Origin of the sequence: Sphingomonas sp. LR60, from assembly GCF_036855935.1 — a bacterium.
Lineage (GTDB): Bacteria > Pseudomonadota > Alphaproteobacteria > Sphingomonadales > Sphingomonadaceae > Sphingomonas.
On the sequence record NZ_JASPFK010000001.1, the window covers coordinates 3457062 to 3473454 of the forward strand.

Here is a 16393-nt window from a genome sequence, read left to right on the forward strand (position 1 = left end):
ACGCGACGAAACCCTTGGCCGCACGGAACCGCAACGCGTGCCGTCCCTTTGATCCCCGACACCTGCGCGTCCTTGCGTGCGGGAGGAACGAGGATCGTCCATGACCGACATCAAAACCCGCCCGGCCGGCAACGGCGGCGAGACGCATCAGGTGACCGACGCCGATCACCCGGTGCTGACGACCAACCACGGGATCCCGGTTTCGGACAACCAGAACCAGTTGAAAGTCGGTCCGCGCGGCCCGGTGCTGCTGGAGGACGAAGTCTATCGCGAGAAGATGAACCATTTCGACCATGAGCGCATCCCGGAGCGGATCGTTCATGCGCGTGGTTCGGCCGCACACGGCTATTTTGAATGCACCGACTCGCTGGCGGACATTACGCGCGCCGACCTGTTCCAGAAGAAGGGACAGCGCACCGAAGTGTTCGTGCGCTTCTCGACCGTGGCGGGCGGTGCCGGATCGGTCGACACGCCGCGCGACGTGCGCGGTTTCGCGGTGAAATTCTACACGCGCGAAGGCAATTGGGACCTCGTCGGCAACAACATCCCGGTGTTCTTCATCCAGGACGCGATGAAGTTCCCCGACCTGATCCACGCCGCCAAGATGGAGGCCGATCGCGGCTATCCGCAGGCCGCGACCGCGCACGACACCTTCTGGGACTTCATCTCGTTGATGCCCGAGGCGACCCACATGATCATGTGGGCGATGTCGGACCGGACGCTGCCGCGCAGCTTCGCGACGATGGAGGGCTTCGGCATCCACACCTTCCGCTTCGTCGATGCCGAGGGGAAGAGCACCTTCGTCAAGTTCCACTGGAAGCCGCGCGCCGGCCTTGCCTCGACGATCTGGGACGAGACGGTAAAGATCGCCGGCGCCGACCCCGACTTCCAGCGCCGCGACCTGTTCGAGCGGATCAACCGCGGCGACTTTCCCGAGTGGGACCTGGGCGTGCAATTGTTCGACGAGGACTTCGCGAACAGCCAGCCCTATGACGTGCTGGACGCGACCAAGATCATCCCGGAGGAAGTGCTGCCGGTCCGCATCGTCGGCAAGATGGTGCTCGATCGCTATCCCGACAATTTCTTCGCCGAGACCGAGCAGGTCGCCTTCTGCCCCAGCCACATGGTGCCGGGGATCGACCATTCGAACGATCCGCTGCTGCAGGGCCGTCTGTTCAGCTATCAGGATACGCAGATCAAGCGGCTGGGCTCGACCAACTGGCACCAGCTGCCGATCAACCAGGCGAAGGGTCGCGCCGATGCGGCGGGCTGCCCGTTCCTGAACATGCAGCGCGACGGGCATATGCAGATGCAGGTGCCCAAGGGTCGCGCCAATTACGAGCCCAACAGCCTGCATCTCGCGGGCGAAGCCGGCGGCCCGCGCGAAGACCCGAACGGCTTCAAGAGCTTCCCCGCCGAGGAGAGCGGCCAGAAGCTGCGTATCCGCGCCGAAAGCTTCGCCGACCATTATTCGCAGGCGCGGCTGTTCTGGCGCTCGATGGACAAGGCCGAGCAGGCGCATATCGCCTCGGCGTTTGTCTTCGAGCTGAGCAAGGTGTCGATCCCGCACATCCGCGTCGCGCAGCTCGCCAATCTGCGCAACGTCGATGAGGAACTGGCGCAGCGCGTCGCTGACGGTCTGGCGGTCGACCTGCCCAAGGCATCGCCGACCAGCGCCCCGGTGCTCGACATGGACCCCTCCCCGCGCTGCGGATCGTGCGCGGGCCGCTGGAAAAGCATACGCTGGAAGGACGGACGGTCGGCATCCTGTTCGCTGACGGCACCGATCGCGAAGAGTTCGAGTCGACGATCGCGGCGGTGAAGGCGGCGGGCGGCAACCCGCTGACGATCGCGCCAAAGGTCGGCGCGGTGCCTTTGTCGGACGGCACCAGCGTTGCCGCGGATGCGCAATTATTCGGCCAGCCTTCAGTAACGGTCGACGCGTGCGCGGTGATCCTGTCCGCGGAGGCGTGCGCCAAGCTCGTCAAGGAAGGTGCGGCGGTGCAATGGGTGATGGACGCCTTCGGGCACCTCAAGGCGATCGGGCATAACGACGCGGCCAAGCCGTTGCTCGACAAGGCCGGGGTGGAGCCCGACGCCGGGGTCACGGATCTCGAGACGTTCGTCGATGCCGCCAAGCAGCGTTATTGGGACCGCGAGCCCAACGTGCGTACCTTGGCCTGAGGAGCATCGGTCATGCTCGAACACGTCCCACACTGGCTTGGCAGCCTGATGCACAATCTCCGCGCTGGCCATGCCAAGCTGGCGATCGTTCAGGACGGCATCGTGACCGGGGAAGCGCGGCTGGAGCTGTCCAGCCTCGCCTTCGCCGATGGCGGCCGGTTGCCTGAGCGGTTCACCGCCGATGGCGAGGGCGTGTCGCCGCCGCTGACATGGCGCGGCGTTCCGGCCGGCACCGCGGCGCTGGCGTTGCTGGTCGAGGACCCCGACGCCCCTGCCCCCAACCCGCTGGTTCATGCAGTGGTTTGGAACCTGCCGCCCGAAGACGGCTCGCTCCCGGAGGGCGCGATCGCGCCGGACGGGCGTGGTGCGGATGACGGGTCCGACGTCGGCCGCAACAGCTACAGCCAGGAGGGCTGGCTGCCACCCGACCCGCCGACCGGGCATGGCAGCCACGATTATGTCTTCCAGCTCTTCGCGCTCGACAGTGCGGCGGCCGTCGACATCAATCCCGGCCGCAGCGAGGTGCTCGACGCGATCCGCGGCCATGTGATCGCCGCGGGGATGCTGGTTGGCACCTATTCGCGCGGCGAGGAAGCGCCGATCGGCCCGGCATCGGCCGCCCCGCAGGTCGCCTGAGCGATGACCCCGCTGCCGCAGGTGCGCACGCCACCGGCGGCACTGGGGGCCGCGGGGCTGTTACCCCAGATCGCCTGCGTCACGCTCGCGCTGGTCGAGCCCGAGACCCGCGTGGCGGCGGCGGTCGTCGGCGGAGGCTATGCCGCGCTGATCCTGTCGTTCCTGGGCGGGATGTGGTGGATGCAGGCGCTGCTGCGCAGTGACGAACGCTGGTGGCCCTATCTGCTGGCGGTCGCGCCGAGCCTGATCGGCTGGGCGACGCTGCTCGCGATCATCGTCGGGGTCGCGCCCCCAGCGGCGGGGTTGATGGCGCTGGCGCTCACGCTGCTCGCCAGCCCGCTGGGCGATCGCGAGATCGGTCCGCTGTTGCGCGAAGTGCCGGCGTGGCGGCAGTTGCGGCTGACGCTGTCAGGCGGGCTCGGCGCGCTGACGCTGGTGCTGGCGCTGCTGAGTGGACGGGGCTGACCCCGCCCACTCGCAACGGTCACTGCTTGCGCGCGGCGGCCGCCTTCTTGGCATAATGGTGATGTGTGATCGCGCAGCCAGCGGCGGCGCCCATCACGCCATGACCCTTGCCCGCCATATGGCCGGCGACGCCACCCGCAGCGGCACCGCGCAGGCATCCCTTTGCCGATGCCGGCGAGGACGCCAGAGCCGCGGCAGCGATGACGGCGATAAGGACGGTACGCATCTCTTCTCTCCTTGGTCGATGGAAAGAAGATAGGCGTCCGGGCTGCGTTGTCCCGTTACAAACAGGACAGGTGCCGGACAGGCAAAGACCGGGCGGCACGGCTGCTAACAGCCTGTGCCGCTAGGACGTTCAGGCGAAAACCGACTGCGTCGTTCCCGACGCACGCTTGCGCATCGCGGCGCCGACCAGCCCGAAGCCGAGGATCATCATCGCCCAGGTCGCCGGCTCCGGCACCGGGCCGGCGGGCGGCGTGACCGTCCGATCGAACTTCACCTGCAGCGAACTGTCGGGCGCGAACGACGCGTTCGACAAATTGACGGTGAGAACGCCACCATCGAGGCTGAGCGTGCTGGCGTCGACGCCGTCGACACCGTCTACGTCGCCCAGCACGGCATCGGTGAACGGGTTCGTTTCGTTGCCGAAGGTTAGCGAGAACGGCTCACCGAATGCACCACCATCAGGCAATTCGGGATTGTTGGTCCAGAGAAGCGTCAGCAGACCGGCCGAAAAATCCGCCGTGAACAACGTTCCGTAATCACCGAATTCGATTCCGAACTCGATGCCAGAGCCGACCGTCGCACGATCGTTCGAACATTCGAAATTGACGCCGCCGCACGTGACGATGTCGCCCAACGCCACCGTGGCGGACGCCGGAGCGGAAACAAACGCGCCAACCAGCGCCAGACCAGCCAAAAGGTGCTTCTTCATGTCCGTCCCCTTTTTGGCCGGAAAAGACCGACCCTTAGCGTCGTCTCACAGCAATTGGTTAACAGAACGTTAACAACTACTTTTAAGGATCATACGCGGGTGTAACGGAAATACCAGACTTCATGACCCTGCCGGCGCGCCTTCCTTTCGTAGCGGGTTTCGGGCCAATCTGCGGGGCGTTCGAGGAAGTCGCGCGCGCTGTGCGCCTGCCACACGAAGTCGCGACGCTGGTTCATGACCATCATCGCCCAGCGACAGTAGGTGGGGTCGTCCGTGCCGAGTCGAAACTCCGCGCCGGGCTTCAGCTTGGCGGCGATCAGGTCGAGCGGGCCGTGGTTCATCATCCGCCGCTTGGCGTGGCGCGCCTTTGGCCACGGATCCGGGTGGAGCAGATAGACGCGCTCCAGCGACTCGTCGGGCAGGCGCTCGATCACCTCCAGCGCGTCACCCATGTGGATGCGGACGTTGCCCAGTTCTCCGTCCCGGACATGGCCGAGCGCGCCGACCACGCCGTTGAGGAACGGCTCGCAGCCGATGAAGCCGGTGCCGGGAGCGGCCATCGCCTGTCCGGCGAGATGCTCGCCCGCGCCGAAGCCGATCTCGACCTGCAACGGACGATCGTCGCCGAACAGCCGGGTGGCGTCGAGCGGGCCTTCGGTGGGGACCGCGATGCGCGGCAGCAGTTCTTCGACAAGGGCCGCTTGTCCGGCGCGCAACGCATGGCCCTGACGCCGGCCATAGAGGCGGCGGATCGTTGTGGGATCGTTCATGCAGGCGCGCCTACCGCACGGGCGCGCGAAACGAAACGGAGGAAGCGATGCGTGCGTGGTGGAGCGGTGTGGCGGTGATCGCCGTCGGGGCAGCGGTGCCGGCGTGGTCGCAATTGGCGAGCCAGCGATCGATCTCGATGCTGAACGGCGACGGCGGCTGGGCACCGGCGATGTTCGTCTGCGACTCGACCGATCGCGACCGGGTGCTCGTGCTGTCGGCGCCCGATGCGCAGCGTGGCGCGACGCTGACCAGCCTGTCGAAGCCGGGGCTGGTGCGGTACCAAGTGGACGTGCGGGTCGGCGCGGGCGATCCGGGCATGGGGCAGGTCTATTATCCGCTGACCAATGCCGCCGGGCGAACGGTCGGCAACATCCATACGGTCAACCCCGGCATGGTCGAGCCGGGCGCGACGACGCCGACCGTTACGTCCGTCACTTACGGTCGCGAGACGACCGGATGCCGCTTCGCCCCGCAGACGCGCGTGCTGGGGGTGACTGCGAAGCGCTCGATCCAGGTGACGCGCAGCGAGCGCGACGGCTTCGTCTATCGCAGCTACAATTACGACACCGATCTGCCCGCGATCGATCAGCCATGGGGCGGGCGCGACACCCGCGCCTCGTTGACGATCAGCGGCGGCCGATTGGTCGAGGAGCGCGGCGGGCGGCGCATCTACCAGTTCGCGAACGGCGGCTATGTCTATCGCGTGCTCGCCTCGGTCGATGCGGCCAAGGGCGGCGGCGGGGTGCAGGTGTGGCGAGACGGGCGGATGCTGCTCGCCGAACCGTTCGCGGCCTATACCGCCGCGTCCTGAACGGGACCGAAAGTGCGCCCGGCTCGTTGGCAGGCCGACATCAAGCGGAGCCGATATGGGCAAGAAGAAGAAAAAGCGCTACGCGCAGCCGCCGAGCGCGACCAGGACGCAACGGCGCCGTTGCGCGCGATGGCAGCCGCAGGCGCGATGCGTGCGCTGGCGCCGATCGCCAAGGCGACCGACGAGCCGCCGTTGCTCGCCCTCGGGCTCGGCACGCTGGCGATCGGCGCGGTGCTGCGCCGCCCGGCACTGGCGCGCAGTGGTGCGCGGATGGTGGCGAGCCATCTGCTGGCGACGGGCCTGAAGACGGTGCTGAAGGCCGGGGTCGATCGTGCGCGCCCCAATGTGCCGGGCAACGACGCCGTTCCGCGCAAGGGGCATGGCACCGACGACACCAACTTCAACGCTTTCCCCTCCGGGCATACCGCCGGGGCGGTGGCGGTGGCGCAATCGGTCGCGCACGAAGCGCCGGGCATCGGCGGCGTCGCGAAGCTGGTGGCGGGCACCGCGGGCGTGGCGCAGGTCGCACGCGGCGCGCATTACGGCAGCGACGTGGTGGCGGGCGCCGTGATCGGCTGGCTGGCTGAGCGCGTCGCCAGCTGGGCGATTGACGCGGGCGAGCGCTTCGCCGACACGCGCCGCGAGGTGAAGGCGGAAGCGGAGGTCGAAGCGCACCCGAGCTGACGGCGTTCAGGCAGCCGTTACAATTGCACCGCGTACAGCGCATGGTGCGCAAGGATGTAGAGCGTGCGCCGGTCGGCACCGCCGAGCAGCAGTTGCAACGGGCGTTCGGGGACGTCGATGCGGCGGGTCAGCGCGCCGTCGGGGGCGTAGACGAACACCTGGCCGTTCGCGACGTACAGGTTGCCCGTCTCGTCGCGCGCGACGCTCTCGCCACCACGCGGGGCGACGACCTTGAGGTCGGTCACCTGTCCGCCTGCGCCGACCAGACCGCTGTAGGTGAGGTTCTCCGACGCGTTGGTGAGTGTCACCCGGCTGCCCGGCACCGCGCCGACGAAGCCATAGGAATCAAGCGTGTCCGACCAGCGCCAGCCGAGATGATCGTCCGGCCCCTGGTTCCAGACGCGGAACGCCGGCAGCGCCAGCGACCCGTCGGGCGAGCGATATTCCTGCGGCTTCGCTTCGCCGAGCTTCGTGGTGAAGAAGGACACGATCGGCGGATATTCGTAGGTCGCCGGATCGATCCGGTCCGCAAATTCACCGTTCGCCCAGACATTTACCGGCAGCAGCGTCGTCGCCTTGCCGCCCGCGCGCGCGGCGGTCGGCTCGATCGGGCGGATGTCTTCGGGCTTGGCGGGGTCGATGCTGTAGACGCTGCCGTCGCGGGCGGCGGAGGATTGCACCAGCAGGCGGCCGGAGCGGTCGACCGCGAGATTGACCGGATCAAGCGGCGCGTCGGAAACGGTCGTCAGCCCCTCGGCCGGACTAAAGCCATGAATCCGCTGGAAGAAGCGGTCGACGAAATACAGCTTCCCCTTGGCGTCCACCGTACCGCCGGAGATCGAATAGAAGCCGTCCGCGAGCTTGGTCACGCCCGAAGTGCTTGGAATCGCTGAGTCGGCGGTGGCGGTGGCGGGTGCGGGTGGAATGTCGAGGCTGGCGAACTCGCGTTCGCGGACTTCCTGCCGGCGGGTCATGTCCTTGATGCTGTTTTCAAACGGGAATTTGCTGGCGCGGAGATAGGTGCCGCAGCCCTTGGCGTCGCAGCTCGCAAAGCCGCTCTCCGCGTTCACATGGACGTTGCGGAAGCGAATGGCGCCCGAATTGAACAGCTTGACCGCCGCATCCATAGGCTTGATCGTCCGCGTGACGCGATAGCCGTGATAGTTGGCGAACAGGATATCGTGGGAATCGTGGAACTCGGCCGAGACCGCGTTGACGCCGTCGCGGACCTCCTGTTCGGTCTGCGGTGCCAGAAACTCCCAATTTTTAACACGGTCCAGCACGATCTCGGCACGATAATGATGCTCGGCCGAGAGCTGATAGACGTGTCCGGGCGTGCTGGTGTCGGAAACGTGAAAACCCGACGACGCGAGCGTGTTCGGGGACCAGATCGCCGAGAAGGTCCCGCCGCCGCCGTCGGTGACCATGATGCTGGGATATTGTCCGTCGGGCCGGGCGCGCGGATCGTTCTGGTTGATCGGGCTGCCCTTGGTCAGCACGGTGCCGCCGCCGCCCTGGATCTTGACGTCGTTGACCTCGGAAGTGGCGCCGGCCTTCCACAGCAAGGCGGTGGCGCGACGGTTGATCGCGCCGGTCCACAGGCCGAGGCCGTGGACGATCGCATTGCCGCCCTTCGCGCTTTCGATCATCGCCTTTGCGCCGCCGACGCCGCTGAAGGCGGGGGTCTCGTCGGGGAGATAGACGTGGGTCAGGCTGGGGTGGAGCGAGATCAGGACGCTGTCGGGGCGTAACTTGATCGTTTCGGTGACGCGGTAGCGTCCGATCGGAAGGTACACGACGCGGTGGGTGTCGATCGCGCGCTGCAGGGCGGCGGTATCATCTGTCGCGTCATCGCCCTTGACGCCGAGATCGTGCGCGTTCGCCCATTCGCGGACCGGCGGGAGCGCGCGGATCGCGTTCGCGGGCCGCTTCGGGACACGCGTCAGCGGGGTCATGGACACGTCGGTCGCGGTTTCGCCGATCGTGCCGAGCCCGGCGAGCTTCAGACCGTGCGAAAAATCGGCAACGCGGTAGCGCGCGCCCTTCCCAGCGATCGTCTTGCCGGAGTCGCGGAAGCGCGCGAAGGTCGGCGTGTCGATCGCGACCGCATCGTCGAAGCCGATCTGCGTGTAGACGCTGTTCTCCTCGGAAATGACCACCGCGGCCTGCGAGACGTTCTCAAAGCTGACCTGCTTGCCCCACAGCGAATCCGAATAGCCGCGATCAATCTCGATCCCGACCGGCGTGTCACGGATTGCGACGTTGACGAGGGTAAGATCGACCTCATGCTCGCGGATCGCGGCGTCGCGTTGCCCGACGAACTCGCTGTCGATCAGCGTGAACTGCCACGCGGGCGAGGTCTTCTCGGACATGATGCCGTAGCGACCGCCGAAGAAGCGCAGGTCCTCGAACTCGTTACCAGCCTGATAGACGCCGGCCAGCCCCGAGCCGATGTGGAAGTCGACATGGCGCAGATAGCCGTGCTGCGCGACGCGGAAGCGTACCGCGACCGCGCCGGCATTGCCGTCGCCGATCCGGAAATCGATGTTCGACAGCGCGGAATAGAAGGTGCTGGAGGTGGCGTCGAAGATCGCCGGATCGAACGGTACGCTGGTGCGCGGCGGGACCGGCGCCTTGCCCACGCGATACTGATCCTCGCCGGTGAAGGCGACCATTGCCGCGACACCGTTGCCGAAGCCCGCGGTGCTGTCGCCGAGCACGATCTGCGGGCGGGTCTTGCCGATGCCGAACAAGCGCACCGCCGAGCGGACGAAGATCGTGCGCGAGATGCGGTAGGTGCCCGATGGCACGAAGACCACGCCGCCGTGCCCACCCGCTGCGGCGGCGTCGATCGCCTGTTGCAGCGCGGCGCTGTCGTCGGCGCGGCCGTCACCGACCGCCGTGAGGACGATCGCGCGTGGATCGTCGGGCATCGTCTGGTAGACCGATGCGCCGGGCTTGATCCCGCTCGCCGCCAGTGCAGGGGTGGCGAGCACCGCTGCCAGTGCCGCTCCGATCCGCCATCCTGCCCGCATCGCCCGTCTCCCGTCCGTCTTCGCGCTTTTGCTAGCGTTACCAGAGGGACGCTTCATGCGCGACGATGGTCGTAGGTGGGCGTTTGCGTCGTCGCCCCGGACCTGAGCCGGGGCCCTGTTCTTGTCGACGGCCGGAGCAGGAAGCGGGATCCCGGATCAAGTCCGGGATGACGACGAGGCAGGTGAGCGGTGGTTGGCAATCGAGGACGGGTTCAACGCGCCGCGACACCTATCATCAGCGTCCCCCAACTGGGCCCCGGCCTTCGCCGGGGAGACGGAAGAGGGCAGCCGGTGCGGAGACCTCGATGGCGATTGCGCCCGAGGCGGGATGACGCCGGCGGGAACCGATCATCCGTCATTGCGAGCGTAGCGAAGCAATGACGAACCAACCCGACGCCATTCGTCAGGCGTAGCGGGTATCGCCGCTGAGTGCCTGCGCGGCGATCGCGACCTGGGTGCGGTTGCGGACGTTGAGCTTGCGCATCAGCGCGGTCATGTGCGCCTTCACGGTCGCCTCGGCGATGCCGAGATCATAGGCGATCTGTTTGTTGAGCATGCCCGAATGGACGCCACGCATCACCTTGAGCTGGGTCGGGGTCAATTGCGCCAGCATCGCGCCGTTCACTGGCGCGGGCATGTCCTGAGCGATCGCTTCCATTCCGTCCTCCCTTGACGCCGCCTCCCCGTCACGCTTTCGAGCGGATTCGGTTGGACAGCTTTGTGGCGATATGCCCCGATATGGTAGCGCTTTTCAAGTAACTTCCGATAGGTTGGTCACTGAAGTTGTCGGACAGGCTCGGACACTCGCCAGCCGCGCCTGCGGCAGCTAGGTTCGGGTCAAGATCATGGGGGAGGACGCGCGGTGAGCGAGGGACGATTGGCCGACCGCGCCTATGCCGCGATCGTGCGGATCATCACCGACGAGGGACTGGCGGCGGGCGACCGGCTGCCATCCGAAGCGCGACTCGCCGAGACGTTCGGCATGTCGCGCACGATCGTCCGCGAGGCGCTGGCGCGGCTTGCCTCCGACGGAATCACCGAGGCGCGGCGCGGCGCGGGGAGTTACGTCAAGCGGCGACCGTCCGAACGGCTGGGAACGCATTTGCCGCTCGATGCGCTGGCGGTGACGCTCGGCTCGTACGAGGTGCGGTTCGTGCTGGAGGCGGAAGCGGCGCGGTTGGCGGCGCTACGCCGGTCGCAGGCGCAACTCGACGCGATCGAGGCGGCGCTGGAGGCGTTGCGCGCCGCGTTGTTCTCCAATGCGCCGGCGCATGACGAGGATTGGGCGCTGCACCTCGCGATCGTCGCGGCGACCGGCAATGCCGCCTTCGCCCCGGTGTTCGACCATCTGCGCGACAGCGTCATGCAGATCCTGCGCGCGGGCGTCGATATCTCGCGCTCACGCCCGCCGCAGGTGATCGGGGCGATGATGGAGGAGCATGACGCGATCGTCGACGCGATCCGCGTCCGCGATGCCGATGGCGCGGCGCTGGCGATGCGCTGGCATTTGTCGCAGGGGCGCAAACGGTTGATGCCGTGAGGACGTTCGTTGTTGCGGTTCCAGCGAAGCGACGCCGGCCATCGCTAATTGAGCAACGGCCCTAAGCTTTTCTCTTTCGTCATTCCCGCGCAGGCGGGGATCCAGACGGGCAGGTCTGCCGATAGAGACGCTGCGTCAGAGGTTCTGGATCCCCGCCTTCGCGGGGATGACGGAGGGGATCGGGCGCGAACGAAGAAACGATCCCGGGAGAAAGAGCCCGGAACGATGGCGGGACGGTGGCGATGCTCTCGCCTTTGTTGCAGGGGGGCAAACGGTTGATGGTGTGACGTAGCTCGTCATCCCCGCGAAGGCGGGGATCCAGACGCGCAGGTCCGTCGATAGAGGCGCTACGTCTGAGGTTCTGGATTCCCGCCTTCGCGGGAATGACCGGAGCGGGCGTCGGGGCCGGAGTTCCGGATCGAGCGCAAGCCGAAAGCTCCGGTTACACCTTTCCCGTCTCCACCCACGCCTGCACCTCGCGGCACAGCGCCTCTGGCGGGTGGCCGGCATCGAGGCGGAGCGCGCGTTCGTTGGTGCCTGGCGGTTCGAGCGTCGCGAGCTGGCTGTCGAGCAGGCTGGGCGGCATGTAATGGCCGGTGCGGGCGCCCATCCGTCGCGCGATCTCGGCGCGACCGGTGTCGAGGAAGGCGAAGCGTAGCGGCAGCCCGGCCGCCGCGGCAAGCCGCGCGCGATAGGCGTGGCGCAGCGCCGAACAGGCCGCCACCGCCGCCCCGTCGCGGCGCGCCGCCTCACCGAGCGCGGCACCGAGTCGGTCGAGCCACGGCCAGCGATCCTCATCGGTGAGCGGCGCGCCCGCCTCCATCTTCGCGACATTGGCCGCGGAGTGGAACGTGTCGCCTTCGAGGAACGGCGCGTGCCAGTGATCGGCGAGCAACCCGCCGAGCGTCGACTTGCCGGTGCCGCTGACGCCCATCACCACCACCGCCAGCGGCTCGCCTTCCGTTCCGCCTGCCTGTGCCACCATCGATCTTCCCTCCGCCCCATGCGAGCTATCGGCCGGACGGTCGCGCGATGACCATTACGACCTTTGTCGGCGCGCCGCGCGACTTTGGTCGTAGACCGACGAGCAATAGCCGTCCGCTCGCCCGCCAAATGCCCGGTACTATCGTGCTTGGCGAAGGGGCGAAGAAGAAGCGGAGTCCCGGATCAAGTCCGGGACGACGGCTCGAGAAAACCGGTCATCCCCGAGGGCGACAGGATCTCGATCCAATAGCCGTCGGGATCGGTGATGAAGGCGATGTCCTTCATCGCGCCGTCCTGCGGGCGTTTCTTGAACGGCACGCCCATTTGCTCGAACCGCGCGCAGGCCGCCGCCACGTCGGGCACCGAAATGCCGATATGGCCGAAGCCGCGCGGGTGATCGTTGCCGCTGTGGTAGCCGGTGAACGCCGGGTCCTGCTCGGTGCCCCAATTGTGGGTCAGCTCCAGCGTCGTCTCGCGCGTGAAGATGAAGCGCGCGCGTTCGGCCGGATCGCCGGGCACCGTCTCGCCCTCGCCGAGATAGGCGAGGAAATAGAGCGAGAAGCGCATGTCGGGAAAGTCGAGTTTCTCGAGCAGGGTCATGCCCAGCACGTCGCGGTAGAAGGCCAGCGATGGCTCGGGATCGCGGATGCGGAGCATCGTCTGGTTGAGCGCGAACCCTTCGGTACCGGGCGTGCGGAACATGGTCGTCTCCGGATCAGGCGAGCGTCAGACCGACATCGACATTGCCGCGCGTGGCGTTGGAATAGGGGCAGATCTGGTGCGCGGTGTCGACCAGCTGCTGCGCCTGATCCCTGTCCACGCCGGGCAGGTCGACGACGAGGTCGGCGGTGATGCCGAACCCGCCAGCCGAACGCGGACCGATGCCGACGGTTGCGGTGACGATGGTTTCGGCGGGCACCTTCACCTTGAGCTGCTGACCGGCGGCCTTCAGCGCGCCGAGGAAACATGCCGAATAGCCGGCGGCGAACAATTGCTCGGGATTGCTGCCCTCGCCACCCGCGCCGCCCAATTCCTTGGGCGTCGAGAGCGCGACGTCGAAGCGGCCGTCCTCGCTACGTGCGCGGCCGTCGCGACCGCCGGTGGCCGAGGCTTTGGTGGCGTATTTGACGTCGACGGACATGATTTACTTCCTTACCTCGATAATGTGTATCGCGGCATGTAAATTCATATGGTGGATGAGTCCAGCGAAAAGATTATCGCGATAACGAAAAAGCTGCTACGTCACTGCCATGCCCGATGCGCGACCGCTCGACGAGCAGCTCTGCTTCTCGCTCTATTCCGCGAGCATGGCGGTCGGGCGCGCGTACAAGCCGTTGCTCGATGCGATCGGGATCACCTATCCGCAATATCTCGTGCTCCACGCGCTGTGGGAGCAGGATGCGCGGACGATCGGCGCGATCGCCGAGCGGCTGGCGCTCGAATCGAGCACGGTGACCCCGCTGGTGAAGCGGCTGGAGGCGGCCGGGCATGTCGCGCGGCAGCGCAACCCCGACGACGAGCGGCAGGTGCGTGTGATGCTGACCGATACGGGGCGCGCGCTCCGCGAGCGTTGCGGGTGCCTCGCCGAGGAACTGGTCGCGCGCAGCGGGTTATCGCTCGATCAGCTTGCCAGCCTCAATCGGCAGGTCGCCGCGTTGCGCACCGCGCTGGCCGGCGATCCCGAAGCTGAACGAACCGGTCACGATCGCGACAAAGTGACACACTTTCGCGGGCTTGCCGGGACGGGAATGCGACAGACGCTGCCTATCTTCGTTCTCGTACCGCCGCTGATGCGGTGCCAGTGCAAAGGAGCGTCACAATGAACCGTTTTCACCTGCTGATCGCCGGTATCGGCCTCGCCGGCGTCACCGTTCCGGTCGCGGCCAGCGCCGCGCCGTGGCAGTCGATCAACGCGCGACAGGCGCGGCTCGACCAGCGGATCGATCAGGGCATCCGCACCGGCAAGCTCGATCGTCGCGAAGCGACCCGGCTACGTCGGGACTCGCGCCAGCTCGTCCAGCTCGAGACGCGCTATCGCCGTAGCGGCGGGCTCTCGAACTGGGAGCGGCAGGACCTCAACCGCCGTTTCGATGCGCTGAGCGCGCGCGTCCGCTGGGACAAGCACGACCGTCGTTACCGCTGAGCGGCCTCTGCGATCAGCGCGTCGTCGATCGCGACGGCGCGCTGATAGGCCGGGCGCTGCTGGAGCCGGTCGAGATAGCGCATGAACGTCTCGCGCTTCTCCAGCAGCCCGAACTGCGTGAACCAGCCGACCGCGCTGCCGACATAGACATCGGCGGCGGTGAAGCGGTCGCCGGTGATATAGCTGTGCGACGACACCGCATATTCGAGCGTGTCGACCGCCTGCGCGAAGCCGCCATAGCCGACCATCCCGCGCTTGCCCTCGGGCACCTCGACCCCCAGCACCTTGTCGACCATCGCCGCCTCGAGCGGGCCGGCGGTGAAGAACATCCAGCGCAGATAGGGCGCGCGCTCTTGCGCATGCGGTGCGAGGCCGGCGGCGGGAAACGCGTCGGCGAGATACGCGCAGATCGCCGCCGCCTCGCTGACCACCGCGCCGTCATGAACGATCGTCGGCACCTTGCCGAGCGGATTGGCGTCGAGCAACGCGGCGGGCTTCTGCGTCCAGTCGACCAGCACCGTGTCATAGGGCGCGCCGATTTCCTCGAGCATCCAGCGCGCGATCCGGCCGCGCGACATTGGGTTGGTGTAGAAGGTCAGCGTCATGCACGGGCATCCAGATGGCGATGGAAGAAGTCGATCGTCCGCCCCCAGGCGAGATCGGCGGCGGCCTTGTCGTAGCGCTCGGCCGAAGTGTCGTTGTTGAAGGCGTGGTCGACGCCGGGATAGTCGAAAGCCTCGACCGGCTTGCCCGCGGCCTTGAGCGCGGCGACCCATGGCACGCCGGTCTGCGCGACGCGGGCGTCCTTGCCGGCGTAGTGCAGCATCAGCGGGACGTTGAGCTTGGGCGCCTCGGCCGGATCGGGCGCGGGGCCGTAATAGCTGACCGCGGCGGCGAGCCCCGGGCCGGCAGCGAGCGCGACGCGGTCGACGAGTGCGCCGCCCCAGCAGAAGCCGACCGTCCCGACTTTGCCGGTGCCGTGCGACAGCTTTCCGAGACGGCCGACCGTTGCGACTGCCGATGCGAGCACCGCGTCCATGTCCGCCTTGCCGATCAGGTCGCGCGCGGCGTTTTCATCAGCTGGGGTGCCGCCCTGCGCGGAGAGGAAGTCGGGGGCGACCGCGAAGAAGCCGGCGAGCGCGACGCGACGGGCGACGTCCTCGATATGCGGCTGCAGCCCGCGGTTTTCGTGGATCACCATCACCGCGCCGATCGCGCGGCCTGGGTTGCGTGGCGCCGCGAAATAGCCGGTCATCTGCGCGCCGCCACCGATCGCATAGCTGCCCTTGCGGGTGACGAGCCGCGCGTCGCCGGGATCGGTCAGCGCGGCGGCGGCGGGCGAGGCGGAAATCCCGCCGATCAGCGCCTCGGCAGCGGCGACCGAGCCGACGAGTGCGGTCATCTGGCGCAGCAGGGTGCGGCGGTCGCGATGTTCGTGGGTGAAGGCATCGTACAGGCCGATCGCCCGGTCGCGCAGGCTGGGGTCCATGACGGTTCCTCTCACGATTCGTTGTGGTTAGCGTGGGAGGGTAGCGAGAAGCGACGGGGGGCGGAAGGTGGCGTGGATCACGTCCCGTTGCCCCTGCGGAGGCGGGAGCCTATGGCTGTCGGCGTTCTGCGGACGCTTCCCGATCGTAAGCGCGGTCATTGTGTCGGATGGCCCGGCATCCGTGAGAGACATGGGCCCCTGCCTTCGCAGGGGCGACGGCGGTTGGTTATTCGTCATCCCGGACATGATCCGGGATCCCGCTCTTGACCCGACCTAACAAGAAGAAGCGTGGCCCCGGATCAAGTCCGCGGCGACGAAATCACGCCTTCTCCAGCGTGCATTGCAGCGGGTGCTGGTTCTGGCGCGCAAAATCCATGACCTGGCTGACCTTGGTCTCGGCGACCTCGTAGCTGAACACGCCGCACACCCCGACACCCTTCTGGTGGACGTGGAGCATCACGCGCGTCGCCTCTTCCATGTTCATCCGGAAGAAGCGCTGGAGGCACAGGACGACGAATTCCATCGGCGTGTAATCGTCGTTGAGCATGAGGACGCGGTAGGGCGTGGGTTTCTTGGTACGGGCGCGCGTGCGCGTGGCGATGCCGATCCCGGTGCCGTCACCGTCGGCATCGTCGCTCTGGCCCGCGGCCATCGGGACAATCTGCTGCTGCATGGACACGGCGCAGATATGGCACGCGGGGGCGCACAGGCAAGCCT

16 protein-coding genes and 3 pseudogenes are annotated in these 16393 nt (G+C 67.3%); 8 read left to right on the forward strand and 11 right to left on the reverse strand.

The window, feature by feature from the left end:
* The first annotated feature begins 100 nt into the window (after positions 1 to 100).
* The 3 genes and pseudogenes from QP166_RS16425 to QP166_RS16435 all read left to right on the forward strand — a co-directional run bounded on the left by QP166_RS16425 (position 101) and on the right by QP166_RS16435 (position 3285).
* Positions 101 to 2184, forward strand: a pseudogene (locus QP166_RS16425) (catalase).
* A 12-nt stretch (positions 2185 to 2196) separates the two neighbouring features.
* A complete protein-coding gene (locus QP166_RS16430; RefSeq protein ID WP_333916882.1) occupies positions 2197 to 2820 on the forward strand; it encodes a YbhB/YbcL family Raf kinase inhibitor-like protein in 624 nt (207 codons plus the stop codon).
* A 3-nt stretch (positions 2821 to 2823) separates the two neighbouring features.
* Complete coding sequence (locus tag QP166_RS16435) at positions 2824 to 3285, forward strand: DUF3429 domain-containing protein (RefSeq protein ID WP_333916883.1); 462 nt, start codon at positions 2824 to 2826, stop codon at positions 3283 to 3285.
* Between the two features lie 19 nt (positions 3286 to 3304).
* Here the strand turns inward: QP166_RS16435 and QP166_RS16440 are convergent, their stop codons facing one another.
* The 3 genes and pseudogenes from QP166_RS16440 to trmB all read right to left on the reverse strand — a co-directional run bounded on the left by QP166_RS16440 (position 3305) and on the right by trmB (position 4989).
* A complete protein-coding gene (locus QP166_RS16440; protein ID WP_333916884.1) occupies positions 3305 to 3511 on the reverse strand; it encodes a hypothetical protein in 207 nt (68 codons plus the stop codon).
* Positions 3512 to 3640: 129 nt separating this feature from the next.
* Positions 3641 to 3754: pseudogene (locus tag QP166_RS19060) on the reverse strand (PEPxxWA-CTERM sorting domain-containing protein); the annotation flags it as partial.
* A 554-nt stretch (positions 3755 to 4308) separates the two neighbouring features.
* A complete protein-coding gene (trmB, locus tag QP166_RS16450; protein WP_333916886.1) occupies positions 4309 to 4989 on the reverse strand; it encodes a tRNA (guanine(46)-N(7))-methyltransferase TrmB in 681 nt (226 codons plus the stop codon).
* 47 nt (positions 4990 to 5036) lie between these two features.
* On the opposite strand from trmB, the gene QP166_RS16455 reads away from it, so the two are divergent.
* A complete protein-coding gene (locus QP166_RS16455) occupies positions 5037 to 5801 on the forward strand; it encodes a hypothetical protein (RefSeq protein ID WP_333916887.1) in 765 nt (254 codons plus the stop codon).
* A 129-nt stretch (positions 5802 to 5930) separates the two neighbouring features.
* On the forward strand, positions 5931 to 6485 hold the full coding sequence (locus QP166_RS16460) for a phosphatase PAP2 family protein (protein WP_333916888.1): 555 nt from the start codon (positions 5931 to 5933) through the stop codon (positions 6483 to 6485).
* Positions 6486 to 6502: 17 nt separating this feature from the next.
* Here QP166_RS16460 and QP166_RS16465 read toward each other — a convergent pair whose 3' ends face one another.
* Both QP166_RS16465 and QP166_RS16470 read right to left on the reverse strand, forming a co-directional pair.
* Positions 6503 to 9520, reverse strand: a complete 3018-nt coding sequence (locus QP166_RS16465; RefSeq protein ID WP_333916889.1) for a glycosyl hydrolase family 28-related protein — start codon at positions 9518 to 9520, stop codon at positions 6503 to 6505.
* Positions 9521 to 9923: 403 nt separating this feature from the next.
* On the reverse strand, positions 9924 to 10178 hold the full coding sequence (locus tag QP166_RS16470; protein ID WP_333916890.1) for a helix-turn-helix domain-containing protein: 255 nt from the start codon (positions 10176 to 10178) through the stop codon (positions 9924 to 9926).
* Positions 10179 to 10382: 204 nt separating this feature from the next.
* Here QP166_RS16470 and QP166_RS16475 point away from each other — a divergent pair, with 204 nt between their 5' ends.
* Positions 10383 to 11060: a FadR/GntR family transcriptional regulator gene (locus QP166_RS16475; RefSeq protein ID WP_333916891.1), complete on the forward strand. Its 678-nt coding sequence runs from the start codon at positions 10383 to 10385 to the stop codon at positions 11058 to 11060.
* A gap of 442 nt (positions 11061 to 11502) precedes the next feature.
* Here the strand turns inward: QP166_RS16475 and QP166_RS16480 are convergent, their stop codons facing one another.
* The 3 genes from QP166_RS16480 to QP166_RS16490 form a co-directional block, all read right to left on the reverse strand.
* Positions 11503 to 12045 carry a gluconokinase gene (locus QP166_RS16480; RefSeq protein WP_333916892.1) on the reverse strand — a complete coding sequence of 181 codons (543 nt, stop codon included), beginning with the start codon at positions 12043 to 12045 and terminating at the stop codon, positions 11503 to 11505.
* A gap of 182 nt (positions 12046 to 12227) precedes the next feature.
* A complete protein-coding gene (gene gloA / locus QP166_RS16485) occupies positions 12228 to 12746 on the reverse strand; it encodes a lactoylglutathione lyase (protein WP_333916893.1) in 519 nt (172 codons plus the stop codon).
* Between the two features lie 13 nt (positions 12747 to 12759).
* Positions 12760 to 13185: an organic hydroperoxide resistance protein gene (locus QP166_RS16490; RefSeq protein ID WP_333916894.1), complete on the reverse strand. Its 426-nt coding sequence runs from the start codon at positions 13183 to 13185 to the stop codon at positions 12760 to 12762.
* Positions 13186 to 13294: 109 nt separating this feature from the next.
* Between QP166_RS16490 and QP166_RS16495 the strand changes: the two are divergent.
* Positions 13295 to 13714 (forward strand): annotated as a pseudogene (locus QP166_RS16495) (MarR family winged helix-turn-helix transcriptional regulator); the annotation flags it as partial.
* A 149-nt stretch (positions 13715 to 13863) separates the two neighbouring features.
* Entirely contained in the window at positions 13864 to 14187 is a 324-nt protein-coding gene (locus tag QP166_RS16500; RefSeq protein ID WP_333916895.1) for a hypothetical protein, read from the forward strand.
* On the opposite strand, the gene QP166_RS16505 is transcribed toward QP166_RS16500, so the two are convergent.
* The 3 genes from QP166_RS16505 to clpS all read right to left on the reverse strand — a co-directional run bounded on the left by QP166_RS16505 (position 14178) and on the right by clpS (position 16349).
* Positions 14178 to 14792, reverse strand: a complete 615-nt coding sequence (locus tag QP166_RS16505; protein WP_333916896.1) for a glutathione S-transferase family protein — start codon at positions 14790 to 14792, stop codon at positions 14178 to 14180. The two genes, QP166_RS16500 and QP166_RS16505, sit on opposite strands and share 10 nt — an antisense overlap.
* Positions 14789 to 15676 carry a dienelactone hydrolase family protein gene (locus QP166_RS16510; RefSeq protein ID WP_333916897.1) on the reverse strand — a complete coding sequence of 296 codons (888 nt, stop codon included), beginning with the start codon at positions 15674 to 15676 and terminating at the stop codon, positions 14789 to 14791. The genes QP166_RS16505 and QP166_RS16510 overlap by 4 nt, the downstream gene beginning before the upstream one ends.
* Before the next feature lie 319 nt (positions 15677 to 15995).
* A complete protein-coding gene (clpS, locus tag QP166_RS16515) occupies positions 15996 to 16349 on the reverse strand; it encodes an ATP-dependent Clp protease adapter ClpS (RefSeq protein ID WP_376699699.1) in 354 nt (117 codons plus the stop codon).
* Positions 16350 to 16393: the final 44 nt, after the last annotated feature.